General features: G+C 72.5%; 18 protein-coding genes and 1 tRNA gene. 10 read left to right on the top strand and 9 right to left on the bottom strand.

Annotated features, from left to right (window positions below):
* Positions 1-60: 60 nt before the first annotated feature.
* On the bottom strand, positions 61-528 hold the full coding sequence (locus GEMRO_RS0122790) for a peptidylprolyl isomerase (RefSeq protein ID WP_407645402.1): 468 nt from the start codon (positions 526-528) through the stop codon (positions 61-63).
* A 267-nt stretch (positions 529-795) separates the two neighbouring features.
* On the opposite strand from GEMRO_RS0122790, the gene GEMRO_RS0122785 reads away from it, so the two are divergent.
* Positions 796-2,025 carry an MFS transporter gene (locus GEMRO_RS0122785; RefSeq protein ID WP_027135854.1) on the top strand — a complete coding sequence of 410 codons (1,230 nt, stop codon included), beginning with the start codon at positions 796-798 and terminating at the stop codon, positions 2,023-2,025.
* Positions 2,026-2,163: 138 nt separating this feature from the next.
* Positions 2,164-3,264, top strand: a complete 1,101-nt coding sequence (locus GEMRO_RS31310) for a 3-hydroxyacyl-CoA dehydrogenase family protein (RefSeq protein ID WP_051329379.1) — start codon at positions 2,164-2,166, stop codon at positions 3,262-3,264.
* 110 nt (positions 3,265-3,374) lie between these two features.
* Here the strand turns inward: GEMRO_RS31310 and ctrA are convergent, their stop codons facing one another.
* A complete protein-coding gene (gene ctrA, locus GEMRO_RS0122775) occupies positions 3,375-4,067 on the bottom strand; it encodes a response regulator transcription factor CtrA (RefSeq protein ID WP_027135853.1) in 693 nt (230 codons plus the stop codon).
* 180 nt (positions 4,068-4,247) lie between these two features.
* Here ctrA and GEMRO_RS31305 point away from each other — a divergent pair, with 180 nt between their 5' ends.
* Positions 4,248-5,690 (top strand): FliI/YscN family ATPase, encoded by a 1,443-nt coding sequence (locus GEMRO_RS31305; RefSeq protein ID WP_205625064.1) that lies wholly within the window; start codon positions 4,248-4,250, stop codon positions 5,688-5,690.
* Positions 5,687-6,139: a hypothetical protein gene (locus GEMRO_RS0122765; protein ID WP_027135852.1), complete on the top strand. Its 453-nt coding sequence runs from the start codon at positions 5,687-5,689 to the stop codon at positions 6,137-6,139. Before GEMRO_RS31305 ends, GEMRO_RS0122765 begins: the two co-directional genes overlap by 4 nt.
* Positions 6,140-6,240: 101 nt before the next feature.
* Here the strand turns inward: GEMRO_RS0122765 and GEMRO_RS0122760 are convergent, their stop codons facing one another.
* On the bottom strand, positions 6,241-7,197 hold the full coding sequence (locus GEMRO_RS0122760; RefSeq protein WP_027135851.1) for a ring-cleaving dioxygenase: 957 nt from the start codon (positions 7,195-7,197) through the stop codon (positions 6,241-6,243).
* 245 nt (positions 7,198-7,442) lie between these two features.
* Here GEMRO_RS0122760 and GEMRO_RS0122755 point away from each other — a divergent pair, with 245 nt between their 5' ends.
* Both GEMRO_RS0122755 and GEMRO_RS0122750 read left to right on the top strand, forming a co-directional pair.
* Entirely contained in the window at positions 7,443-8,525 is a 1,083-nt protein-coding gene (locus GEMRO_RS0122755) for an ABC transporter ATP-binding protein (RefSeq protein ID WP_051329680.1), read from the top strand.
* Between the two features lie 119 nt (positions 8,526-8,644).
* The gene (locus GEMRO_RS0122750) at positions 8,645-9,613 is read left to right on the top strand and encodes an ABC transporter substrate-binding protein (protein ID WP_407645439.1); all 969 of its coding nucleotides are present in this window, start codon (positions 8,645-8,647) and stop codon (positions 9,611-9,613) included.
* 171 nt (positions 9,614-9,784) lie between these two features.
* On the opposite strand, the gene GEMRO_RS0122745 is transcribed toward GEMRO_RS0122750, so the two are convergent.
* The 4 genes from GEMRO_RS0122745 to GEMRO_RS31295 all read right to left on the bottom strand — a co-directional run bounded on the left by GEMRO_RS0122745 (position 9,785) and on the right by GEMRO_RS31295 (position 12,375).
* Positions 9,785-9,858, bottom strand: a tRNA-Gln gene (locus GEMRO_RS0122745).
* A 17-nt stretch (positions 9,859-9,875) separates the two neighbouring features.
* A complete protein-coding gene (locus GEMRO_RS0122740; protein WP_027135848.1) occupies positions 9,876-11,135 on the bottom strand; it encodes a CCA tRNA nucleotidyltransferase in 1,260 nt (419 codons plus the stop codon).
* Positions 11,132-11,782 carry a CoA pyrophosphatase gene (locus tag GEMRO_RS31300; RefSeq protein WP_169728437.1) on the bottom strand — a complete coding sequence of 217 codons (651 nt, stop codon included), beginning with the start codon at positions 11,780-11,782 and terminating at the stop codon, positions 11,132-11,134. The genes GEMRO_RS0122740 and GEMRO_RS31300 overlap by 4 nt, the downstream gene beginning before the upstream one ends.
* A complete protein-coding gene (locus tag GEMRO_RS31295) occupies positions 11,779-12,375 on the bottom strand; it encodes a DUF1285 domain-containing protein (RefSeq protein ID WP_157505708.1) in 597 nt (198 codons plus the stop codon). Before GEMRO_RS31295 ends, GEMRO_RS31300 begins: the two co-directional genes overlap by 4 nt.
* A 236-nt stretch (positions 12,376-12,611) precedes the next feature.
* On the opposite strand from GEMRO_RS31295, the gene GEMRO_RS0122725 reads away from it, so the two are divergent.
* Genes GEMRO_RS0122725 through GEMRO_RS0122710 form a run of 4 tightly spaced genes read left to right on the top strand, consistent with a single transcriptional unit; the run spans position 12,612 to position 19,331 of the window.
* Positions 12,612-13,613 (top strand): AAA family ATPase, encoded by a 1,002-nt coding sequence (locus GEMRO_RS0122725; protein ID WP_027135847.1) that lies wholly within the window; start codon positions 12,612-12,614, stop codon positions 13,611-13,613.
* Positions 13,603-14,505 (top strand): DUF58 domain-containing protein, encoded by a 903-nt coding sequence (locus GEMRO_RS0122720; RefSeq protein WP_027135846.1) that lies wholly within the window; start codon positions 13,603-13,605, stop codon positions 14,503-14,505. Before GEMRO_RS0122725 ends, GEMRO_RS0122720 begins: the two co-directional genes overlap by 11 nt.
* A 3-nt stretch (positions 14,506-14,508) precedes the next feature.
* Positions 14,509-17,283 carry a DUF4159 domain-containing protein gene (locus tag GEMRO_RS0122715; protein WP_027135845.1) on the top strand — a complete coding sequence of 925 codons (2,775 nt, stop codon included), beginning with the start codon at positions 14,509-14,511 and terminating at the stop codon, positions 17,281-17,283.
* Entirely contained in the window at positions 17,280-19,331 is a 2,052-nt protein-coding gene (locus GEMRO_RS0122710) for a hypothetical protein (RefSeq protein ID WP_027135844.1), read from the top strand. Before GEMRO_RS0122715 ends, GEMRO_RS0122710 begins: the two co-directional genes overlap by 4 nt.
* Before the next feature lie 513 nt (positions 19,332-19,844).
* Here GEMRO_RS0122710 and mfd read toward each other — a convergent pair.
* Both mfd and GEMRO_RS0122700 read right to left on the bottom strand, forming a co-directional pair.
* Complete coding sequence (gene mfd, locus GEMRO_RS0122705; protein WP_051329376.1) at positions 19,845-23,336, bottom strand: transcription-repair coupling factor; 3,492 nt, start codon at positions 23,334-23,336, stop codon at positions 19,845-19,847.
* Positions 23,337-23,340: 4 nt separating this feature from the next.
* Positions 23,341-23,607, bottom strand: coding sequence for a succinate dehydrogenase assembly factor 2 (locus GEMRO_RS0122700; protein ID WP_027135842.1), 267 nt, complete (start codon positions 23,605-23,607; stop codon positions 23,341-23,343).
* Between the last annotated feature and the right edge of the window lie 49 nt (positions 23,608-23,656).

The raw sequence follows: 23,656 nt of genomic DNA, 5'->3' as shown, positions 1-23,656 counted from the left end.
CCGGCACCGGCGCAAGGCTGCTCGGAGGCAGGCCCTCCGCCGGACCGGACCGGCCGCCGCTCAGTTGCCGGCGGGAGCCGCCGAGGCCAGGTAGACCTTGACCATCTTGTCGGGATTGGCCGGCGGCTCGCCCTTGGCGATCCGGTCGACCAGATCCATGCCGTCCACCACCTTGCCGAACACGGTGTACTGGCCGTCCAGCCAGTCCGCCCGGTCGAAGCAGATGAAGAACTGGCTGTTGGCGCTGTTCGGGCTCTGGCTGCGCGCCATGCCCAGCGTGCCGCGCTCGAACGGCGCCTTGGAGAACTCGGCCTTCAGGTTGGGCTTCTTCGAGCCGCCGGTGCCGGTGCCGGTCGGGTCGCCGGTCTGGGCCATGAAGCCCGGGATCACGCGGTGGAACACGATCCCGTCATAGAAGCCCTCGTTCGCCAGCTCCTTGATCCGGGCGACATGGTCCGGTGCCAGGTCCGGCCGCAGTTCGACCGTCACCTTGCCCGTCGCCAACTCGATGATCAGGGTATTGTCCAAGTCCCGGGCCTCCGCGCCGCTGGTTGCCAGATGCGCGCCCAGAGCGGCCGCGCCAAGGACGAGAGCTCTTCTGGTCGTCACACCCGCACCTTCATTCACATGATTCAAAGATCGGCCGGGCCCACCCCGACCGGCCCGGGTAGTCGCAGAAAATTCCGCCGCTGAGAACCCGTCTCCGGCAAGGCGCTTCCCGGCTGCGGTCTGGCCTTCCGTGCCGCGACCCGCCATGCTGGCAGCCGCAATCACAATCTTGGTGCCAGCAATCCGATGGCGACGGCAGCGGTCCCGGTCCGGGGACGGCGCGATCTCGAGGTGATGTCGGTCATCGGGGTCGGGCATTTCTTTGCGCATTTCTATATTCTCGCCCTGCCGCCCCTGTTCCCGGTCCTGACCGGCGGGCTCGGCCTGAGCTATACCGAGCTTGGGATCGGCCTGGCGGTGCTCAACCTCGCCACTGCCCTGGCCCAGGTGCCGGTCGGCGTCGTGGTCGATCGCTATGGGGCGTTCTGGCCGCTCCTGGCCGGGCAGGTCGCCTTCGCCCTGGGCATCGGCCTGGTCGCGGTGGCACCCGGTTTCTGGCCGTTTCTCGGCCTGATGGTGCTGGCCGGGCTCGGCAACGCCGTCTACCACCCGGCCGACTACGCGATTCTGGCGGCCAGGGTCAGCCCGGAGCGCCTGGGCCGCGCCTACGCGATCCACACCTTCGGCGGCTATCTGGGCTTCGCCGCCGCCCCGGCCCTCCTGCTGCCGCTCACCAGCTGGTTCGGCTGGCAGGCGGCGCTGGGCTGGACCTCGCTCGCCGGGCTGGGCTTCGCCCTGGTGCTGGTCGCCTGCCGCCGCGTGCTGGCGGACGAGCGGTCGGCCGGCACCGCCGGGACCGTCCGTCCCAGCGGCACCCTCGCCCTGTTCGCCAGCTGGCCGGTGGCGATGGCGTTCCTGTTCTTCGCGCTGATCGCGGCCGGCCAGGGCGGGTTCGGCAATTTCGGCACCTCGATCCTCGACCTTCTGCCGGAGATCGGCTTCGAAGCCGCCGGGCTGCCGGTGCTGCTCTATCTGGCCGCCTCGGCGGTGGGGGTGCTGATCGGCGGGCAGGTCGCCGACCGCACCCGCCGCCACGGCCTGGTGGTGGCGCTGTGCTTCGCCAGCATCGCGCTGGCCGCGATCGCCCTGGCGGTGCTGCCGGTGCGGCTCTGGACCATCGAGATCCTGTTTCTCCTGGCCGGTCTGTTCGGCGGCGCGGTCAGCCCGGCGCGCGACCTCATGGTCAAGCAGATCACCCCGCCCGGCGCGTCCGGCCGGGTGTTCGGCTTCGTCACGATCGGCTTCAACGCCGGCGCCCTGGCGAGCGCGCCCTTGTTCGGCTACCTGCTCGACCATGGCATGGCGCGCGCGGCGTTCTGGACGATCGCCCTGATCTCGCTGGCCTCGATCGTGACCGTCTTGAAGACGCGCGGCGCCGGTTCGGCCGATCCGCGCCGCACCGCCCGGGCGGCCTGAACCGGGGCGGAACAATGCGGCGGAGCCGGGTCGCGCCGACCGGTCTCCCCGGCCGCTGCCCGGCCACCCCCCTTCCGCGCGGGCCGGCGTAGGTCTAGAGGGCTGCCTCAGCGAGAACCTAGCGAGGTAGTCCCGACCATGAGCATCACCCGGATCGGCATCGTCGGTGCAGGAACGATGGGCGGCGGCATCGCCACCGCCACCGCGCAGGCCGGGGTGGATGTGGTCCTGATCGACGCGCGCGCCGGGGCCGCCGCTGCCGCGCTCGAGCAGGCCCGGTCCTTCTATGCCCGCGCCGTCGAGAAGAAGCGCCTCGCCCCGGCCGAGGCCGAGGCCGCCGGCGCACGCCTCAAGGTCGCGGCCGCCCTGGAAGGGCTGGCCGAGTGCGACCTGGTGATCGAGGCGGTGTTCGAGGACATGGCGCTGAAGAACGAGGTGCTCGGCAAGATCGCCGCGGTGGTCCGCGCCGACGCCCTGATCGCCACCAACACCTCCTGCCTGCGGGTGTCCGAGCTGGCCCGGGCGGTGACCTACCCCGAGCGCTTCCTCGGCCTGCATTATTTCAGCCCGGCCCAGGTCAACCCGATCGTGGAGGTCGTGCGGGGCGAGCACACCGGCGAGGCCGCGATCGAGACGGCGCTGGCGTTCACCCGCCGGACCGGCAAGCAGCCGCTCGCCTGCAAGGACCAATGGGGTTTTTGCATCAACCGCTTCTTCTGCCCCTACACCAACGAAGCGGCGCGCCTGGTCGACGAGGGCGTGGCCGCACCCGGCGCCATCGACCAGATCGCCAAGGAGGCACTGGGCGTGGCCGCCGGCCCGTTCATGGTGATGAACATCGTCAAGCCGCGGATCAATCTCCACGCGATCCGCAACCTGGCGCCGCTCGGGCCGTTCTACGCGCCGGCCCGCTCGATGACGGTCACCGGCGACGCCGAGGCGTCCTGGACGATCGAGCCGGCGGGCGCGGTCGACCCGGACACCGCCCGGCTGGTGGGCGACCGGCTGCGCGCCGGCGCATTCCTGCCGGTCCTGGAGGAACTGGACGAGGGGGTGGCGACGCCCGCCGAGGTCGACCACGGCGCCCGCGAGGCCCTGAAGTTCGGCCGGCCGCCCTGCGCGCTGATGGACGAACTCGGCCGGGCCGAGGTCGAGCGGCTGGTGGCGCCGCTCTGCAAGCAGTACGGCCACGCTTTGCCGACGTCGCTGGAGCGGGTCGGCAGCCTCGTTCAGGGCTGACGCGGAGCCGGCGGCCGGCCGCGGCGGCGCTGCCCGGGCGATGGCGGCGGTCCTGCCGCCGGCCGCCTTGAGGATCAGCGTCCCCTGGCGGCCGCGCAGCGGCGCAGCCGTCACGCGCACCGCGCCAGCTCCGCCTCCTTGAGCACGTAGCCGCGTCCCCAGACCGTCTCGATATAGTGCTCGCCGCCGGTCACGGCGGCGATCTTCTTGCGCAGCTTGCAGATGAACACGTCGATGATCTTCAGCTCGGGCTCGTCGATCCCGCCATAGAGATGATCCAGGAACATCTCCTTGGTCAGGGTGGTGCCCTTGCGCAGGGAGAGCAGCTCCAGGATGCTGTATTCCTTGGCGGTGACGTGCAGGCGCATCCCGTCGACCTCGATCAGCCTTGTGTCGAGATTGACCACCATCCGGCCGGTGGTGATCACCGATTCGCTGTGGCCCTTGGCGCGGCGCACCACCGCCTGGATGCGGGCCAGCAGCTCGGCGCGGGCGAACGGCTTGGTGATGTAGTCGTCGGCCCCGGTCGACAGGCCCCGGACCTTCTCGTCGATCTCGCTCTTGCCCGACAGGATCAGGATCGGCGTCTGGACGCGGGCGGCGCGCAGGCGGCGCACCACCTCGTGCCCGTCCATGTCCGGCAGGCGCAGGTCCAGGACGATGATGTCGAAATCATAGAGCTTGGCCAGCTCGATCCCGTCCTCGCCGCGCTCGGCCGGCTCGATCACGATGTTCTCGCCGGTCAGCGCGCTCTCGACGAGCTTGGCGGAAACCGGATCGTCCTCGATCACCAGAGCACGCATCGTCTTCTCCAACGAACCACGGACAGTTTCCGTCCCTGGAATGCCAATCTACCGCGGCTTTCTTAAATCTCTGTTAATGGAGCCGCGCTATCTTCCATCCCGTTGCCGGCCCGTTCCTGCGGACCGACCGGCTGACGAAGCGAAGACAACCATGGGTTGCCGAGGCGGGGCTACGAAAAAGTGCATGGACCGGAAGATTACATCCTGGGCGAGCAAGTAACGCGAAATATTCACCAGGATGTCGGCTGCGAGGGCGCTGCGGTCGCCCGTTTCCGCCAGGCCATGGCGGTGGCGGCCGCGCCGCTGCAAGGCGGACGCGTGCGGCGCTGCCTGGCGGGCAGCCTGGTCGCCGAAGGCCTGAACGATCGGGTCGGGATCGGCGAGGTCTGCCGGATCGAGCGGCGCCCGGGCAGCGCCGGCGGCGGCCTGTTCGATCCGGACGACGCGATCCTGGCCGAAGTGGTGGGTTTCGGCGCGGACGGGGTGCGGCTGGTGGCGTTCGAGGAACTGGGCGGCATCCGGTTCGGCGCACGGGTGCGGCCGGACCCGGCACTCGGCGAGGTACGGCCTTCGGCGGGCTGGCTCGGCCGGGTCGTCGACCCGATGGGCCACCCCCTGGACGGGCAGGGACCGCTGCCCGAGGGTGACTGGCCCTATCCCTTGCAGGCGCGCGCCCTGGCCGCGTTCGGACGCCGGCCGCTGGGGCCGCGCCTGGACCTGGGGGTGCGGGCGATCAACCTGTTCACGCCCTGCTGCCAGGGCCAGCGCCTGGGGATCTTCGCCGGATCCGGCGTCGGCAAGTCGACCCTTTTGTCGATGATCGCCCGGCACAGCAATGCCGACGCCCTGGTGATCGGGCTGATCGGCGAGCGGGGCCGCGAGGTCGGCGAGTTCCTGGAGCGCACGCTCGGCGAGGACGGGCGCCGGAAGAGCGTGGTGGTGGCCGCGACCTCGGACCTGCCGGCGATGCTGCGCCGGCGCGCCGCCTATCTGACCATGGCGGTGGCGGAGGCCTTGCGCGACCAGGGCCTGCAGGTGCTCTGCCTGGTCGACAGCGTCACCCGGTTCGCCATGGCGCTGCGCGAGATCTATCTCGCCGCCGGCGAGGCGCCGGCCACCCGCGGCTACCCGGCCTCGGTGTTCGCCGAGCTGCCGCGCCTTTTGGAGCGGGCCGGTCCCGGAAGCGGCCAGGGGACCATCACCGGCCTGTTCAGCGTGCTGGTGGAAGGCGACGACGACGACGAGCCGGTCAGCGACGCGGTGCGCGGCATCCTGGACGGCCATGTCATGCTGTCGCGCCGGATCGCCGAGGCCGGCCGGTTCCCGGCAATCGACGTGCTGCGCTCGGTCTCCCGCGCAGCCCCGGGCTGCTACGCCCCGCACGAGCGCGAGCTGGTGGCCCAGGCCCGCGGCCTGATGCGCGCCCATGCCGACATGGCCGAGCTCATCCAGCTCGGTGCCTATCGCGGCGGGACCGACCCGCAGATCGACGAGGCGATCCTGCGCCGCCCGGCCCTGGAGGCCCTGCTGCGCCAGGAGGCGGACGAGCCGTGGCGGCCCGGCCGGGCGTTCGAGGAGCTGGCCGAGGCACTCGGCTGCGGCCTGCCGGCCGTCCAGGCATGAGCCGGCGGCCGAGTTCCGGAGGGCCGGGCCTGGAGGTGCTGGCGCGCCTGCGCCGGATCGGCCTGGACGGGACACGCCGCTCCCTGGCGGAGGCAGGCCGGGCCCTTGCCGCGGCCGAGGCCGCGGCGGCGGAGATCTGGGCCAGCCCTGCCCTGGCCGGGCACGGGACCGGGGTCGGGGAAGCCATGACGGAAGGCGGCCAGCTGGCGCTGCGCGGCTGCCTGCTGGAAGCCGGCCGCCGGCATGGCCAGGCGCTGGCCGTCGAGATCGGCCGGCTGCGCGAACTGCGCCAGGAGCTGGAGGATCAGGCCGCCCGGGATCTGCTGGGCTGCCGCCAGGTCGAGCTGGTCCTGGAGGAGCAGCGCCACACGGCCCGCGCCGGATACCTAGCCCGCCAGCAGCGCTCCGCCGAGGAACTGGCGGCGCTCAAGACAGCCCGGGCGCCGTGAGGTCCCCTTCGGAGACGGCTCCGGCTCTCGCAGGCGCCGCCGGGACCATCCTGCCGCGTCCGGGCGCCTTCGGGAGCGGCGAAGGCGGCAGCCGCAGCGGGTCAGAGCGGCTTCAGACCCGCCTCGATCTCGGCGCGGCGCGGCTCCAGGAACGGCGGCAGGGCCAGGGTCTCGCCCAGCCGGTCGAGCGGCTCGTCGGCGGCGAAGCCCGGCCCGTCGGTGGCGATCTCGAACAGCACGCCGTTCGGTTCGCGCAGGTAGAGCGAACGGAAATAATAGCGGTCGACCGGGCCGCTGGACGGGATCCGCAGCCGCTGCAGCCGCTCCACCCAGGCGTCGTAGTCCCGGTCGGGAATCCGGAAGGCCAGGTGGTGGACCGAGCCGGCCCCCGATTGCGCCGGCGGCAGGCCCGGCTCGACCCGCACGTGCAGCTCGGCGGCCGGGCCGCCCTCGCCCATGGCATAGACATGAGTCGGCGCCTGGCCGCCCTCCGGCCCGCTGCCCGGCCCCTGGTAGCTGCGCTCCTCGCGCATGTTCAGGACCTGGGTGAGCAGGAGATCGGTCGGCCGCAGGTCGGGCACGCTCATCGCCACCGGGCCCAGCCCGCGGATCTGGTGCCCCGCCGGGACCGGGCTGGCCTGCCAGGGATGCGCCGGCCCGGCACCGCCGTCGTCGACCAGCGACAGGCGCTGGCCCTCCGGGTCCAGCAGGTCCAGCGTCGCGCGGCCGTCCCTTAAGGCGATCTCGCCCTGCGGCACGCCCCGCTCGGCCAGCCAGTCCCGCCACCATGCCAGCGCGGCTTCACCGGCCACCCGCAGGCCGGTGCGGACCAGGCTGCGGGTCCCGGGCGCATGCGGACTGACCGGCCAGTCGAAGAAGGTCAGATCGGTGCCGGGCGCGGCGATCCCGTCGGCATAGAACAGGTGGTAGGCGCGCACGTCGTCCTGGTTGACCGTCTTCTTCACCAGCCGCAGGCCGAGCGTGCCGGTGTAGAAGGCGTGGTTGCCCCTGGCATCCGCGGTCACCGCGGTCAGGTGGTGGATCCCGGTCAGCTGCATCTCGCTCCCCCCTGATCCCGGGCCCGGCCTGCGGGCCATATTCCCCGTACCGGCCCCTGCCGTCGGCGAGGGGCCCGGATGATCAGGCTAGGACCCGATCGCCCCGCCCACAAGCGGCGGGCGCTCCCTGCCCTGCAACCGGGCTTTGGCCCGCGCGAGGCTTGCGCGGGCTGGCCACGGCATTACAGCATCCCCACGAAGAGCAGAGCCGGAGGACGGGCATCTTGGTGCAGGCGGGCGAGGTCATGGTCCGGGTCGCGGGGGTGACCAAGCGCTATGCGGGGGCGGTGGCGTGCCAGGACGTGTCGTTCCAGCTGGAGCGGGGCCGGTTCCTGACCGTGCTGGGCCCGTCCGGCTCGGGCAAGACCACGATCCTGCGGGCGATCGCCGGCTTCCTGGTGCCGGACGAGGGCCGCATCGAGGTGCATGGCGTGCCGGTGGAGAACCTGCCGCCCTACCGGCGCAAGGTCGGCATGGTGTTCCAGAAGCTGGCGCTGTTCCCGCACCTCTCCGCCGCGGAGAACGTGGCCTATCCCTTGCGCATGCGGCATTTCCCGAAAGACCAGATCCCGGAGCGGGTCGAGCGCTACCTGGAGCTGGTGAAGCTCGGCGGGCTCGGGCAGCGGCGGATCCACCAGCTGTCCGGCGGCCAGCAGCAACGGGTCGCGATCGCACGGGCGCTGGTGTTCGAGCCGGACCTGCTGCTCCTGGACGAGCCGCTGGCCGCCCTGGACCGCAAGCTGCGCGAGGAGATGCAGCTGGAGTTCCGGCGGATCCAGCAGGAGCTGGGCGTCACCACCATCAACGTGACCCATGACCAGCGCGAGGCCCTGGTCATGTCGGACCGGGTGATCGTGATGGAGGGCGGCCGGGTCCGCCAGGACGCGCCCCCCGACGTGACCTACGGCCGCCCGGCCGATCGGTTCGTGGCGAGCTTTCTGGGCCTGACCAACTTTCTGCGCGGCGAGCTGGTCGGCCGCGGGCCCGACGGCCACGCCAGCGTGCGGGTCGGCGGCCAGGACCTGCAGGCCCGCGCCCCGGCGATCGATCTCGTGCCGGGCGCGCCGGTCGACCTGGCGGTGCGGGCCGAGCGGGTGCGGGTCTGCCAGGAGGGCGGCCATGTCGCGATCCTGGAGGAGGCGATCTTCGAGGGTGACCGCCGGGTCCTGGGGGTGCGCCTGCCGGAGCTTGGCGACGCGCGCATGCAGCTCTTCGACTTTTCGCAGCTCGACCGGGGATCCTTCATGGCCGGTCGCAGCATCAGGATCACCTGGAGCCCGGAGGACATGCTGCTGTTCCCGGCCGATCAACGAGGGGGAAACGCATGACGATCTATCGAACCGGACGCCGCGGGCTGCTGGGGGGTGCTGGCGCCCTGGCGGGTGCCGCCCTCCTGCCGCGGATCGGCTTTGCCCAGGCCGAGCCGGAAAAGCCGGCCGAGCTGATCGTGCGCGCCTGGGGCGGCGTCTGGGTCGACGCGCTGGACAAGGGCGTCAGCCAGCCGTTCACCGAGGCCACCGGCATTAAGATCCGCCACGACCTCACCGAGGACAACGAGATCCAGCCCAAGATCTGGCAGGCAGTGGCGCAGAACCGGGTGCCGCCGATCCACGTGAACTGGGACACCACCGTCAACGCCACCAAGTCGGCGCTGCGCGGGGTGACCGAGGACCTGTCCGGGCTGCCGAACCTGGCCGGGGCGTTCGAGGGCGCCCGTCCCAAGGGGCTGGACGGGGTGCCGATCGTCAACACCTACTCCTATGTCTACGTGATGGCCTATGCCGACGAGGCCTTCCCGGACGGGCCGCCGGACAGCTGGCAGGAGATGGCCGATCCCAAGCACAAGGGCCGGATCGCGCTCTACGACGACGGGATCGGCTTCCACTTCCCGGCGCAGGTCGCCGGCGGCGGCAGCGTCGCCGACATCCCCGGCAACATGCAGCCGGCCTGGGACTTCATCGCCAAGGTCAAGCAGAATGAGCCGCTCCTGGGCGAGGACCCCGACTTCACCACCTGGTTCCAGAACGGCGAGATCGACCTGGCCTGCACGATCATCAGCAACGCCCGGGAGGCCAAGCAGAACGGCATCCCGGTGAGTTGGACCGTGCCCAAGGAAGGCGCCAAGGTCGACACGGACGGGCTGTGGGTGCCCAAGGGCCTTCCCGAGAACGAGCTGTACTGGGCCAAGGAATACGTGAACTTCGCCCTGTCCAAGGAGGCGCAGCAGGTCTGGTGCGCGGCGCTGGGCCTGCCGGGCATGGTGCCGGGCCTGACCCCGCCGGCGGACCTGGTGGGCGACCCGGCCTACCCGACCACCCCGGAGGATTTCGCCCGGCTGATCTCGATCCCGACCAAGGTCCAGGTCGAGAACGAGAGCGAGTGGTTCGCGAAGTTCAAGGACATCATGCAGGGCTGAGCCCTGGCGGCACTGGATGGTGCCGAGACGGCCGCCGGGATGCCGGCGGCCGTTTCCGTTTCAGGCCGCACCCGCTCCGGCTGGCTTGTGGACGCACGCGATCGCCCGGCCTGCCGAAAAGGCACGCGGGTCGGCATCAGCTCGATCTGGTGGGGAAACAGGGAGGGAGGCTGGCTGGGGGACCTGGATTCGAACCAGGATTAACCGGGTCAGAGCCGGTCGTTCTACCGTTGAACTATCCCCCAACGGCCGTGCCGGGTGATTAGGGGGGCTGGAGAAGTTCGTCAACCCGGTAACGCGATCTTAGTTCATCCAGGCAGGCTTGCCGGTCCGGAAGCATGTCCCGCGCCAGCCACCATGCCTCCACCTGGCGCAGCAGCACCCCCACCGCCCGGCCGGGCGGCGCCCCCAGCGCCAGCACGTCCGCGCCGCTGAGCGGGAAGCGCGGCCGCACCCAGGCGGCGGCGCCGTCCACGAGCGGCTGGACCTGGTCCGGCGTGAGGCCATGGAGGGCCGCCGCCAGGAGGAAGCGGTCCCGCCAGGGCGTCGCCGAGCCCCCCCGGTACCAGCCGCGCGCCCGCTCGGCCGGGTCCTCCTCCAGCGCCGGCAGCGGCAGGCCCAGCATCGCTTCCAGCCGGTCGCGCTCGGCGGTGGAGAGGCGGAGGCGGCCGGCCAGGGCAATGCCCTGCCCCGGCGCTGGCTCCTCCTGGCGGAACAGCGCCGCCAGCCGCACCAGGGCGTCGCTGGCCGGCCAGGCGCGCAGCAGGGCCTCAAGCCCCTCCGGCACGGCGCCGCGCAGATCCAGCGCCGCCAGGATGCCGCCGTCCCGCATCGCCCGCAGGCTCGCCAGGGCGTTCGGCGCCACCAGGAGCTTCAGGAGTTCGCGCGCCACCCGCTCGGCGCTCAGGCTGCCCAGCCGGTCGCGGTGGCGCACGCAGGCCTGGAATCCCTCGGGATCGGGGCTGCTGCCGCCGAACCGAGCGTGGAAGCGGAAGAAGCGCAGCACCCGCAGGTAATCTTCCACGATCCGCCGGTCCGGATCGCCCACGAAGCGCACCCGGCGCCTTGCCAGGTCGGCCAGCCCGCCCAGCGGGTCGACCACCAGGCCATCGGCCTGGGCGTAGAGGGCGTTGATGGTGAAGTCGCGCCGGGCCGCGTCCTCCTCCAGGCTGGTGCCGAACGCCACCAGGGCGCGGCGGCCGTCGGTCTCCAGGTCGCGGCGCAAGGTGGTGACCTCGAACGGACGGCCGTTGACAATGAGGGTGACGGTGCCATGCTCGATCCCGGTCGGGACCGCCTTCAGGCCGGCGGCGCCGGCCAGGGCCATCACCCGGTCCGGGACCAGGTCGGTGGCGATGTCGATGTCCAGGCCGGGATCGACCGCGTCCCCGGCCAGGAGGCTGTCGCGCACGCAGCCGCCCACGAACCAGGCGCGGCCGCCGGCCTCCTCCAGCGCGGCCATCACCCGCCGGGTCGGCGCCAGGGTCAGCCAGGGTGCGGCAAGGCGGGGCGGTTTGTTCATGGTCGCCAGTGCAGCAGGCGGACGAAGTTCACGATGATGCCGGCGGTGGCCCCCCAGACATGGCGGCCGTCGAACGGCAGCGTCCAGTACTCGCGCATCCGGCCATCCCGCATCCGCCGCTCGCGCCGGTGGTTGGCGAGGTTGAGCACGAAGCCCAGCGGCATCTCGAACACGTCGGCGACCTCCAAAGGATCGGGGATCCAGGCGGCCGGCGGGCGGATCCAGCCCACCACCGGCTGGATCCGGAACCCGGTCACCGTATCGTAGGGCGGAAGCTCGCCCAGCACCCGCACGTTGGCGGGCGGCAGGCCGACCTCCTCCTCCGCCTCGCGCAGCGCCGCCGCGGCCGCGTCCGGATCCGACGACTCGACCCGCCCGCCCGGAAAGCTGACCTGGCCGGCATGGTGGCGCAGATGGGCGGCGCGCGTGGTCAGCAGCAAAAACGGCCCGTTCCTGCGCTCGACCAGGCCCACCAGCACCGCCGCTTCCCGGGGCAGGCCCGGCGGGCGCAGGATCTCGTGGCCGTCGTCGCCGCGATGCAGCGTCAGCTCCAGGCGCCGGTGCAGCGGGGCGGCGTGATCCAGCCGGCGGCGCAGTTCCTCCGGGTCGCGCCAGACCGCGGCCAGGTCCTCGGGCGGCGCGCTCAATCCGGCGCTCCGGCCAGCGGCGACAGGTCGAACCAGCGCCCGCCGGCCCACAGCCCGATCGCCTCCCCCTGCCCGCCGCGGCTCGTTGCCGCCTCGTTCGCCGCGGTTTCGCTGTCGGCCAGCGCCAGGTCGAGGATCTGGTACCAGACCGGCCGGGCGAGCGCCGCCTCCAGGCCGCGCTCCACCGCCGCATAGAGCCGCAGCTGCCCATCATGGGCTTGGCCGATCCGCAGCGGGTGGGCGTCGCCGACCTCGATCCACTGGTCGATGTTGGTGCGCAGGCGCAGCCGGCGGGCCTGGCCTTCCCCCTCGGCCAGCGCCTCCACCGCCAAGAATGGCGCGTCCTCCACCGCCACCCGGCAGCGCTCCACCGGGGTGACCAGCCAGTGGCTGCCGTCCTCCTCCCGGCGCAGCACTCCGGCGAACAGCTTCACCAGCTGGGTCCGGCCGATCCGGCCGCCCTGGTGGTACCAGCTGCCGTCGGCGGCGATCCGCATGTCCAGATCGCCGCAATCGGGCAGCGCCCTTTCCCCGCCGGACGGCGGCCCGCCCCCGCCCGCCTGCTCCGGTTCCGCTTCCCCAGATTGCGCCAAGATCCCCGTCCTTTCCTTTCGCGAACCACCCCATGGCTACGGCAATGCGCGTGGAGGTGGAAAGCCCGATCCTGTGGGTCTATGTGTGATGGGTGCGGGGCAGCGGGCAAGTCCGGCCGCCGTCCCGACGATGCCGGCGGATCGATGCCGGCGGCTGGATGGCCGGCGATGCCAGGCCGCGCCGGATCCTCGCGGACGGGACCGGGGCGGATGCCACTTCTCGGGATGGGGAACGGATGAGCGTGGTGAACGAACCCGGCGAGGAGGTGGCGGTCCAGGCGGTCGAGGCCGCGGTGGAGAGCCTGGCCCGGGTCAAGGAAGCGGTGGCCACGGTCGTGTACGGCCAGGAGCGGGTGGTCGAGGAGACCCTGGTGACGCTGCTGGCGGGCGGCCATGGCCTGCTGGTGGGCGTGCCGGGCCTCGCCAAGACCCGGCTGGTGGAGACCCTGGGCGTGGTGCTGGGCCTGAGCCAGAAGCGCGTCCAGTTCACCCCCGACCTGATGCCGTCGGACGTGCTGGGCTCCGAGGTGCTGGACGAGGCGGTCGACGGGCGGCGCTCGTTCCGCTTCATCCGCGGCCCGGTGTTCGCCCAGCTGCTGATGGCCGACGAGATCAACCGCGCCAGCCCGCGCACCCAGGCCGCCCTGCTCCAGGCGATGCAGGAGCGCCGGGTGACGGTTGCCGGCGACGACCACGACCTGCCGCGCCCGTTCCACGTGCTGGCGACCCAGAACCCGGTGGAGCAGGAAGGCACCTACCCCCTGCCCGAGGCCCAGCTCGACCGCTTCCTCCTGCAGATCGACGTGGAGTACCCGAGCGAGGCCGCCGAGCGGCGCATGGTGCTGGTGACCACCGGCGGCACCGAGGCGGTCGCCCCGGCGGTGGCCGACACCCGCGCGCTGGACCAGTGGCAGCGCCTGGTGCGCCGCCTGCCGATCGGCGACCAGGTGGTCGACGCGATCCTGCGGCTGGTGCGCGCCGCCAGGCCCGGCAGCGGGGTGCTGCCCGACCTCGACCGGCTGCTGGCCTGGGGTGCCGGCCCGCGCGCCAGCCAGGCGCTGGCGCTGGCGGTGCGCGCCCGCGCCCTGCTGGACGGGCGGATGGCGCCCTCGGTGGAGGACGTGCGGGCGCTGGCCCGCCCGGTGATGCGCCACCGCATCGCGCCCAGCTTCGCCGCCCGCGCCGAGGGGGTGGATGCTGACGAGCTGATCTCCCGTCTGGTCGCCCATGCGCTCTGAGCCGCTGCGCGAGCCGCTCCAGCAGCGCGCCGAGGCGGCGTCCCTGGCGGCCCGCCTGCCCGCCCTGCAGCTGGAGGCCCGCCGGATCGCCGCCGGGATCGTGCAGGGCGTCCACGGCCGCCGCCGCGCCGGCCCGGGCGAGACCTTCTGGCAGTTCCGCGCCTACCAGCCGGGCGACCCGGCCCAGCGCATCGACTGGCGCCAGTCCGCCCGCGGCGGCCGGCTGTTCCTGCGCGAGCGCGAATGGGAAGCCGCCCAGGCCGCCTGGCTGTGGTGCGACCAGAGCCCGTCCATGGCGTTCCGCTCCACCAAGGCGGTCCCGCGCAAGCTGGAGCGCGCCGCGGTGCTGATGATCGCGCTGGGCGACCTCTTGGCCGGTGGCGGCGAGCGGGTCGGCGTGCTCGGCCAGGACGAGCGGGCGGTGACCGGCAAGACCATCCCCGGCCGGATCCTGCGCGCGCTCTCCACCAGCGCCCGCCTCGACCCGGCCGAGCACCTGCCCCAGGCCCGGATCCCCGGCCATGCCCGCGCCGTGCTGTTCGGCGACTTCCTGGAGCGGCCCGAGCAGCTGCGCGCCTGGCTGCAGCCCAGGGTCGCCGCCGGGGTGCACGGCGTCCTGGTGCAGGTGGTCGACCCGGCCGAGGAGACCTTTCCCTATGACGGCCGGATGCTGGTCGAGGGCCTGGAGGGCGACGGGCAGCGCATGGTCGAGAACGCCACCCAGCTGGGCGCCCGCTACCGCGCGGTCTGGCAGGCCCATCGCGCCAGCCTGACCGAGGAAGCGCGCCGGCGCGGCTGGATCCACCTGGTGCACCGGACCGACCAGCCGGCCACCACCGCCCTGGTCGCCCTGTGGCAGGCCCTGGCCCTGCCCCATGCCGGGAGTGCCTGACCGTTGCCCTGGCTCGGTTCCCTCGCCTTCGCCCAGCCCTTGCTGCTGGCCGCCCTGGTGGCGCTGCCGGCGATCTGGCTGCTGCTGCGGGTGATTCCGCCGAGCCCCAGGAAACGCTACTTTCCACCCATCCGCCTGCTGCTGGGGATTCCGGACGAGGAAAAGACCTCCGCCCGGATGCCCTGGTGGCTCTTGGCCCTGCGCACCCTGATCGCGGCCCTGCTGATCCTGGCCATGTCCGGCCCGGTGCTGCAGCCGGTGCCCGGCGCCGGCCGTCCCGGCCCGCTGCTGCTGGTGGTCGATGACGGCTTCGGCGCAGCACCCGGCTGGCCGCGGATGCTGGACGCGGTCGAGCGGGTGCTGATCTCGGCCAGACGCGAGGACCGCCCGGTCCTGCTCTTGCGCACCGCCGGAAGCGAAGCCGGCCTGCAGCTGCTCGCCACCACCGCCGCCGACGCCCAGGCCGAGCTGGAGCGGCGCGGCCCGGCCGGCTGGCCGGTCGACCGGGAGGCGGCCCTGGCGACGCTGGCCGGTTTGCAGGACCTGCCGGCGGCGGTCTGGTGGTTTTCCGACGGGATCGCGCCCGGGCCCGAGGGCCAGGCCGCCGCCGTCACCCTGGCCGAGCGCCTGCGCGCCCTGGCCCCCGTGCGCCTGGTTCTGCCGGAGCAGGGCGACGCGCCGCTTTTGCTGCGCCCGGGCGATCCCACGGCGCCTGGCCTGGCGTTCAGCGTCGAGCGTGCCGCCGCCACCGGCCAGGAGCGGCCGCTGCGGGTGCTGGCGCTTGCCGGCAAGGGCGAGGTGCTGGCCCATGTCGACGCGCCGATCGCGGGCGATGGACGAAGCGCCTCGGGCGTCCTGCAGCTGCCGATCGATTTGCGCAACCAGGTCGAGCGGCTGGAGATCGAGGGCCGCCGGGGTGCCGGCGAGGTGGTGCTGGTGGACGAGCGCTGGCGCCGGCGCAGCGTCGGCATCGTGGCGCCCCCGGACGAGGGCACCGACCAGCCGCTCCTGGCCGAGACCTGGTACATCGAGCGGGCGCTCGGCCCCTATGCCGAGGTCCGCCGCGGCGCCGTGGCCGGGCTGATCGAGGGCGAGCCCGCCGCGATCGTGCTGCCCGACGCCGCCACCCTGACCGACCAGGACCGCGCCGCCCTGGCCGGGTGGATCCGGAGCGGCGGCGTGCTGGTCCGCTTCGCCGGGCCCAGGCTCGCCGCCGGCGACGACCCGCTGGTCCCGGTGCCGCTGCGCACCGGCGACCGCCAGCTGGGCGGGGCGCTCACCTGGGAGAAGCCGCTGAAGCTGGCGCCGTTTCCCACCGACGGGCCGTTCGCCGGCCTGGCGGTGCCCGACGACGTCACCGTGCGCCGCCAGGTGCTGGCCCGGCCTGGCCCGGAGCTGACCGACGCGATCCTGGCGGCGCTGGCCGACGGCACCCCGCTGGTCACCGGGGCCCGCCGCGACGATGGCTGGCTGGTGCTGGTGCACAGCACCGCCGATCCCAGCTGGTCCGACCTGCCGCTGTCCGGCCTGTTCGTGGACATGCTGCGCCGGCTGACCGCGCTCGGGCGCGGCGACGAGCAGCGGGCCAGCGGCAACCTGCGCCTTTTGTCCCTCCTGACCGGCCCCGGCCTGCTCGCGGCGCCGCCGCCCGGGATGGAGGCGGTGCCTGCCGCCGGCTTCGGCGAGATCCGCGCCACCGCCGCCACCCCGCCCGGCTTCTGGTCGCCGGTCGAGCTGCAGCCGGGCGACACCGAGATCCCGCGCCAGGCCCTGGACGTCTCCCAGAACCTGCCGCCGCTGGAGGCGGTCGACGGGCCGCTCCTGGGCGTGCCGGAGATCCGGGTCGGACCGTCCAGCGAGACCGAGCTCGGCCCCTGGCTCCTGGCCGCGGCCTTCCTGCTGGCCCTGCTCGACCTGGTGGCGACCATGATGCTGCGCGGGCTGCTGCCCTGGCGGCGGCCGGGCCAGGTCGCCGTCGCCGGCACCGCCGCCGTCCTGGCGTTGCTGTGCCTGGCGCTGCCGGGCGCTCCCGCCCGGGCCCAGGAGAGCGCCCCGGGCGATGATGCCCGCGCCATGGAGGCCACCGAGGTGACCCGGCTGGCCTGGGTGCGCACCGGGATCGCCAAGGTCGACGAGCTGTCGGCGGCGGGGCTGGAAGGCCTGTCGCTGGTGCTGCGCGACCGCACCTCGGTGGAGCCCGAGGAGCCCCTGCCGGTGGACGTGGAGAGCGACGACCTGGCGCTCTACCCGCTGCTGTACTGGCCGGTCCCGCCCGAGCATCCCGACCTGTCCGAGGCGGCGGTGCGCAAGGTCGGCGACTATCTGCGCCAGGGCGGCATGATCCTGTTCGACACCGCCGACGCCCAGCGGACCATGGCCGACGAGGCCGGCCCGGGCGCCGACCGGCTGGCCGCGATCTTCGCCGAACTGGACCTGCCGCCGCTGAGCCCGGTCGATGCCGGCCATGCCCTGGGGAAATCCTTCTACCTGCTGCCGAATTTTCCCGGCCGCTTCGCCGCCCGCACCCTGTGGGTCGACAACCCGCGCAGCCAGGTCAACGACGGCGTCTCCACCATCATCGTGGGCGCCTCCGACTTTGCCGGGGCCTGGGCGGTCGACCGCTACGGCACGGCGCTCCTGCCGGTGACGCCCGGCGGTGAGGAGCAGCGCGAGATGGCGCGCCGGGTCGGCGTCAACGTCGTGATGTACGCCCTGACCGGCAACTACAAGACCGACCAGGTGCATGTGCCCGCCCTTCTGGAGCGCCTTGGCCAATGACCGGCGTGGACCTCGTGTTCGACCCCCTGCTGCCCTGGCCGGTGATCGCGCTGGGCGCCCTGCTGGGCCTGCTGGTCCTGGCGCTGGGAGCCTGGCGCCGCTCCTCGGGGCTTGGCTGGCGCGCCCTCGCCCTGGCGGTGATCCTGGCCGCCCTGCTCGGCCCCTCGATCATCGCCGAGCAGCGCGACCGGCTGCCCGACGAACTGCTGCTGGTCGCCGACCGCACCCCCAGCCAGGAGATCGACGACCGCGCGCTACGCACCGACCAAGCGCTGGCGGCGCTGCGCGAGCGCTTCGCCGAGGCCGAGGACCTGGATGTCCGCGAGGTGACCCTGGAGGCCGATCCGGACCGCGGCACCGCCCTGTTCGACCGGCTGGAGCGGGCGCTGGGCGAGATCGACCGGCAGCGCCTGGCCGGCGTGGTGGTGGTCACCGACGGCCGCGTCCACGACGTGCCGGCCGACCCGGCCAGCCTCGGCCTGGACGCCCCCCTGCATGTCCTGCTGACCGGGCGGGAGGGCGAGCGCGACCGCCGGCTGGTGGTGGAGCGCGCGCCCACCTACGCCATGGTCGGCGAGCCGCAGACCATGACCCTTCGGGTCGAGGACGAGCCCGGCCAGAACGGCGACCCGGTGCCGGTCCGCCTGTCGATCGACGGCCAGGTGGTGACCCGCACCGCGCTGGTGCCGGGCGAGAGCGCCGAGGTGCCGTTCCGGCTGGAGCGTGGCGGCGAGGCCGCGGTGGAGATCGAGGTCGACCCGCTGGAGAACCAGATCACCGCCCAGAACGACCGCCAGGTGGTGTTCGTGAACGGCGTGCGCGACCGCCTGCGCGTCCTGCTGGTCTCCGGCCAGCCCTATCCGGGCCTGCGGGTCTGGCGGAACCTGCTCAAGGCTGACGCCTCCGTCGACCTGGTCCATTTCACCATCCTGCGCCCGCCGGAAAAGCAGGACGGCACCCCGATCCGCGAGCTGGCCCTGATCGCGTTTCCCTCGCGCGAGCTGTTCGAGGAGAAGCTCGACCAGTTCGACCTGGTGATCTTCGACCGCTACGCCCGGCGCGGCCTGCTGCCCTCGATCTACCTGGACAATGTCGCCGCCTGGGTGGAGCGCGGCGGGGCGCTGCTCGAGGCGGCCGGCCCGGAGTTCGCCGGCTCCTCCTCGCTGTTCCGCACGCCGTTGGCCCGGGTCCTGCCCGGTGCGCCCACCGGCGACGTGATCGAGCTGCCCTACACCCCCACCATCACCGAGCTCGGCCGCCGCCACCCGGTCACCCGCGGCCTGGACGCCGATGGTCGCCGCTGGGGCCGCTGGTTCCGCCAGGTCCCGGTCGACCCGGCCGATGCCAGCGTGGTGCTGGCCGGCGCCGCCGACCAGCCGCTCCTGCTGCTCAAGCGCCAGGGCGAGGGCCGGGTCGCCCAGCTGCTGTCCGACCATGCCTGGCTGTGGGCGCGCGGCTACGAGGGCGGTGGCCCGCAGAGCCTGCTGCTGCGCCGCCTGGTGCACTGGCTGATGAAGGAGCCGGAGCTGGAGGAGGAGGACCTGGAGGCGAGCGGCGCGGACCGCCGGCTCGCCATCGAGCGTCACTCCCTGGCCGGGATCCCGCGCGAGATCACCGTCACCGCCCCGTCCGGCGCCATCCAGCGCCTGACCCTGGTGCCCGACGAGACCGGGGTGGCCCGCACCGAGATCGACGCCGAGGAAGGCGGGCTTTGGCGGATCGACGATGGCGAGCATGTCGCCTTCGCCTCGCCCCGCCCGGTCGCGCGGATCGAGGGCGAGGCGGTCACCGCCACCGCCGAGCCGCTGGCCCCGGTGGTACGCGCCACCGGCGGCACCGTCACCTGGATCGCCGATCAGCCGGTCCCCGACATCCGCCGGGTCGGCGAGGGCCGCCAGACCGCCGGCCGCGGCTGGATGGGCCTGGTCGACCACGCCGCCTACCGCGTCACCCGCACCGAGCTGGTGCCGCTGATGCCGCCCTGGCTGGCCCTGGTCCTGCTGCTGGGCACCACCGTCCTGGCCTGGTGGCGCGAGGGCCGCAGCTAGCCGGCCCGGCCCAGGTGTAGGACTATCAGCCTGGTTCTGGTATCATCCATACCTCCGAAGAGGTCATGGTCCCGATGCCCCTTGCCGCCGAACCACCAAAGCGTCTTCCGCCTCTCCGGCACCCGGAAGGGCGCATCACTCACGCCCGTCCGCCGATCTGCACAAACGAACCCGAGAACCGCTTCCCGCCCGGGCAGCACCGGCCAACGTCCCAATGTTTTTGCACGAACGAACCCAAGCCTCGGTTCTCCCCGGCGTGCCGCCTGCCGATCACCGATTTGCACGAACGGACCCGAGAACCGCGTCCCGCCCGGGCAGCGCCGGCCGGCGTCCCGCCGTTTTTGCACGAACGAACCCGAGCCCCGGTTCTCCCCGGCGTGCCGCCTGCCGATCACCGAGCTGCACAAACGAACCCGAGAGCCGCGTCCCGCCCAGGCAGCACCGGCCAACGTCCCGTCGTGTTTTTGCACGAACGAACCCGAGCGGCGCATGGGCGCCTGCCGGCGCCCTCCCTCAGGCCGCCAGCCGCGCCAGCTGGTCCATCAGCTTGTTGGCCACCCGCAGCCGGTCGGCCGGGCTCTTGGTCTCCTGCAGGTACAGGATCTTGTGATCCGGCCGGACCTTCATCTGGCCCTTGCTCTCGGCGATCAGGCCGATTAGCCGCTCCGGCTGCGGGAACCGGTTCTGGTGCAGGCTGAGCACGATGCCCTTGGGACCGGCGTCGAGCTTGGCCACGTTGGCCTTCTTGCACAGCTGCTTGACCGCGATGATCGAGAGCAGGTTCTCGGTCTCCTCCGGCAGCTTGCCGAACCTGTCGACCAGTTCCGCGGCGAAGCTGTCGATCTCCTCCCGCTCGGTGAGCGAGGCCAGCCGCCGGTACATGGCCAGGCGCAGGTCGACATCGCCGATCCAGCTCTCCGGCATCAGCGCCGCCGCGTCCACGGTGATCTGCGGCGTCCAGTCGACCGCCTCCTCCTGGCCCTCGGCCCCGGCCTTGGCCGCCGCGATCGCCTCTTCCAGCATCGAGTTGTACAGCTCGAAGCCGACCTCCTTGACGTGGCCGGACTGCTCGTCGCCCAGCAGGTTGCCGGCCCCCCGGATGTCCAGGTCGTGGCTGGCCAGCTGGAAGCCCGCGCCCAGCCCTTCCAGGGACTGGATCACGTTCAGCCGCCGCTCCGCGGTCTCGGCCAGCTGCTTGTCGGGCGTGGTCAGGTAGGTGTAGCCGCGCAGCTTGGAGCGGCCGACCCGGCCGCGCAGCTGGTAGAGCTGCGAGAGGCCGAACAGGTCGGCGCGGTGCACGATCAGGGTGTTCGCCGACGGGATGTCCAGCCCGCTCTCCACGATGTTGGTGGCCAGCAGGATGTCGATCTGGTGGTCGTAGAACTGGCCCATGACCGCCTCCAGCTCCTTGGGCGCCATCCGGCCATTCGCGATCCCGACCTTCAGCTCCGGGACCAGCTTGCGCAGGTCCTCGGCGAGCTTGGTCTGGTCGGCGATCCGCGGGCAGACATAGAAGCTCTGCCCGCCGCGGTAATGCTCGCGCATCAGCGCCTCGCGGATCACCACCGGATCGGTCGGCATCACGAAGCTGCGCACCGCCAGCCGGTCGACCGGCGGCGTCGCGATCACGCTCATGTCCTTCATCCCGCCCAGCGCCATCTGCAGCGTGCGCGGGATCGGGGTGGCGGTCATGGTCAGGACGTGCACCTCGGCGCGGAACTGCTTCATCCGCTCCTTGTGCACCACCCCGAAATGCTGCTCCTCGTCGATGACGACCAGGCCCAGGTCCTTGAACTGCACGTCCTTGGCGAGCAGGGCGTGGGTGCCGACCACGATGTCGACCCTGCCCTCGGCCATCTCCGTCTTGATCTGCTTTTGTGCCTTGGCCGGCACGAAGCGGGAAAGCTGCTCGACCCGGATCGGCAGGTCGGCGAAGCGCTCGGTTAGCACGCGGTAGTGCTGGCGCGCCAAGAGCGTGGTCGGCGCCAGCATCGCCACCTGCTTGCCGGCCGCGGCCGCGACGAAGGCCGCGCGCAGCGCCACCTCGGTCTTGCCGAACCCGACATCGCCGCAGATCAGCCGGTCCATCGGCTGGCCGCTCGCCATGTCGGTCAGCACCGCCTCGATGGCGTTCAGCTGGTCCTCGGTCTCCTCGTAGGGGAACCGGGCCACGAACTCGTCGTAGAGGCCGTGCGCCGCCTCCAGCGGCCGTCCCTTGCGCAGGGCGCGCTGGGCGGCGATCGCCAGCAGTTCCTGCGCGACCTCGCGCACCCGCTGCTTGACCTTGGCCTTGCGCGACTGCCAGCCGGCCCCGCCCAGCTTGTCCAGCTGCACCGCCTGGTCGGCATGGCCGTAGCGGGACAGGATCTCCAGGTTCTCCACCGGCACGAACAGCTTGTCGCCGCCGGCATAGACCACCTTCAGGCAGTCATGGGGCGCCCCGCCGACCTCGAGCGTGATCAGCCCCTCGAACCGGCCGATCCCGTGCTCGGCATGGACCACATGGTCGCCCTCGGACAGGACCGAGAGGTCCTGGATGAACTTGTCGGCCCGCTTGCGCTTGGCCACCGAGCGCTGCAGCCGGTCGCCCAGCAGGTCGACCTCGCCCAGCACCACGATGTCGGTGGTGACAAAGCCGCGCTCGATCGGCAGCACCGCGAGTTTCGCACCCGGCTGCGCCAGGGCGCGCGCCATGTCCGGCACCACCGGCAGGCCCGGCAGCCCATGGTCGCCCAGCACGGTCTTCAGCCGGTCGGCCGAGCCTTCGCTGTGGGTGGCGAGGATCGGGTCCTTGCCCTGCTTGGTCAGGTCGCGGACATGGTCGGCGATCGCCTGGAACAGGTTGATGTCGCGGTTCTGCCGCTCCTGGGTGAAGTCGCGCGCCGGCCTGGCGCCGAGATCGACCACCAGGTCGACCCCTTCGGGCTTGGTCACCGGCGGCGGGGCCGGCGAGAAGGTGATGGTCGGCAGCGGGTCGAGCTGCCGGCGCAGGCTGGTCTCGTCCAGGTAGAGCAGTTCCGGCGGCAGCGGCCGGTAGACGGTGGTGCCGAAGCTGGTGCCCTTGGGGGCCGGCTCCTGGCGCGCCCGGTAATGCTCGCCCACCAGCGCCTGCCGCGCCGCGATCGCCTCGTCGGCATGGTGGTCGAAGGCGACCGTCCAGCCCTCGCCCAGATGGTCGAACACCGACACCAGCTTGTCGTGGAACAGCGGCAGCCAGTGCTCCATGCCCGGGAAATGCCGGCCGGCGCCCACCGCCTCCAGCAAGGGGTCGTCGGTCACCGCCCCGAACCGCTGCAGGTAGCCGGTCTTGAACCGCTCCACCGACTGGGCGTCGAGGGTGACCTCGCTCACCGCCTGCAGCACGACCTGCTGGTGCTTGTCGGTGGTGCGCTGGGTGAGCGGGTCGAAGCCGCGGATGGATTCCAGCACCGAGCCGAAGAAGTCCAGGCGGACCGGCTCGGCCTGCCCGGTCGGCCAAAGGTCAAGCAGGCCGCCGCGCACCGCGTACTCGCCGGCTTCCACCACGGTGCCGGCCCGCCGGAAGCCGTTGCGCTCCAGATGGACCACCAGGTCGTCGCGCTTGATCCGGCCGCCCGCCTTGGCGACCAGCCGGCCGCCCCGCACCGTCTCCGGTGCCGGCACGCGCTGGGTCAGCGCGTTCACCGTGGTCAGCACCAGGCGCGAGCTGGCCTTCTCGCCCAGCGCCGCGAGCGTGGCGAGCCGTGTCGCCATGATCCCGGCATTGGGCGAGATCCGGTCGTAGGGCAGGCAGTCCCAGGCCGGGAACGGCAGGATCTGGATCGAGGGCGCGAAGAAGCGGAACTGGGCGGCGAACTGCGCGGCACGCTCGGCGTCGCGCGCCACGAACATGGTGGAGGCGCCGTTCTTGGCGATCCGCCTGGCCAGATGCAGGGCATCCAGCCCGACCGCCGCACGGGCCAGCAGGAGCCGGCGCGGCTTCGTGGCGCTGGAGGCAGGCGCTTGCGCCACGGTTGCGGTCGTCATCGGATCAGCTTTTCCCTTCGGCCTCCGCGCGCAGGAGCGCGAAGACCTCGTTGTCGTGCCGGGCCGGCAGAGGCTGCATGCCGGTTACCCAGGCCCAGATGTCCACGTCCGCCTCGGCGAGCAGGTTCTCATAGGCATCCAGCCGCTCGCCCTCCAGTCTGTCCAGATGCCGTCGCGCGAATCGGCCGAGCAGCAGGTCGTTCTCCACCTGGCCGCGGTGATGGCTCTGGTAGTGCAGCCGCTTCTTGCGATCTTCGGTCGTCTCGGTCATGCGCATGCCTTTGGACGATGCGGGTGGACATAGTGGGTGACGCGCCGGA

This window comes from Geminicoccus roseus DSM 18922 (genome assembly GCF_000427665.1).
GTDB lineage: Bacteria > Pseudomonadota > Alphaproteobacteria > Geminicoccales > Geminicoccaceae > Geminicoccus > Geminicoccus roseus.
The sequence above is the reverse complement of the archived record's forward strand: the minus strand, read 5'-3'. Positions and strand labels throughout refer to the sequence as shown.

Coding starts and splice junctions, on each gene's coding strand:
- GEMRO_RS0122785 (WP_027135854.1), top strand. CDS start 796: ATGGCGACGGCAGCGGTCCCGGTCCGGGGACGGCGCGATCTCGAGGTG.
- GEMRO_RS31310 (WP_051329379.1), top strand. CDS start 2,164: ATGAGCATCACCCGGATCGGCATCGTCGGTGCAGGAACGATGGGCGGC.
- ctrA (WP_027135853.1), bottom strand. CDS start 4,067: ATGCGTGCTCTGGTGATCGAGGACGATCCGGTTTCCGCCAAGCTCGTC.
- GEMRO_RS0122765 (WP_027135852.1), top strand. CDS start 5,687: ATGAGCCGGCGGCCGAGTTCCGGAGGGCCGGGCCTGGAGGTGCTGGCG.
- GEMRO_RS0122760 (WP_027135851.1), bottom strand. CDS start 7,197: ATGCAGCTGACCGGGATCCACCACCTGACCGCGGTGACCGCGGATGCC.
- GEMRO_RS0122755 (WP_051329680.1), top strand. CDS start 7,443: ATGGTCCGGGTCGCGGGGGTGACCAAGCGCTATGCGGGGGCGGTGGCG.
- GEMRO_RS0122740 (WP_027135848.1), bottom strand. CDS start 11,135: ATGAACAAACCGCCCCGCCTTGCCGCACCCTGGCTGACCCTGGCGCCG.
- GEMRO_RS0122725 (WP_027135847.1), top strand. CDS start 12,612: ATGAGCGTGGTGAACGAACCCGGCGAGGAGGTGGCGGTCCAGGCGGTC.
- GEMRO_RS0122720 (WP_027135846.1), top strand. CDS start 13,603: ATGCGCTCTGAGCCGCTGCGCGAGCCGCTCCAGCAGCGCGCCGAGGCG.
- GEMRO_RS0122710 (WP_027135844.1), top strand. CDS start 17,280: ATGACCGGCGTGGACCTCGTGTTCGACCCCCTGCTGCCCTGGCCGGTG.
- mfd (WP_051329376.1), bottom strand. CDS start 23,336: ATGACGACCGCAACCGTGGCGCAAGCGCCTGCCTCCAGCGCCACGAAG.
- GEMRO_RS0122700 (WP_027135842.1), bottom strand. CDS start 23,607: ATGACCGAGACGACCGAAGATCGCAAGAAGCGGCTGCACTACCAGAGC.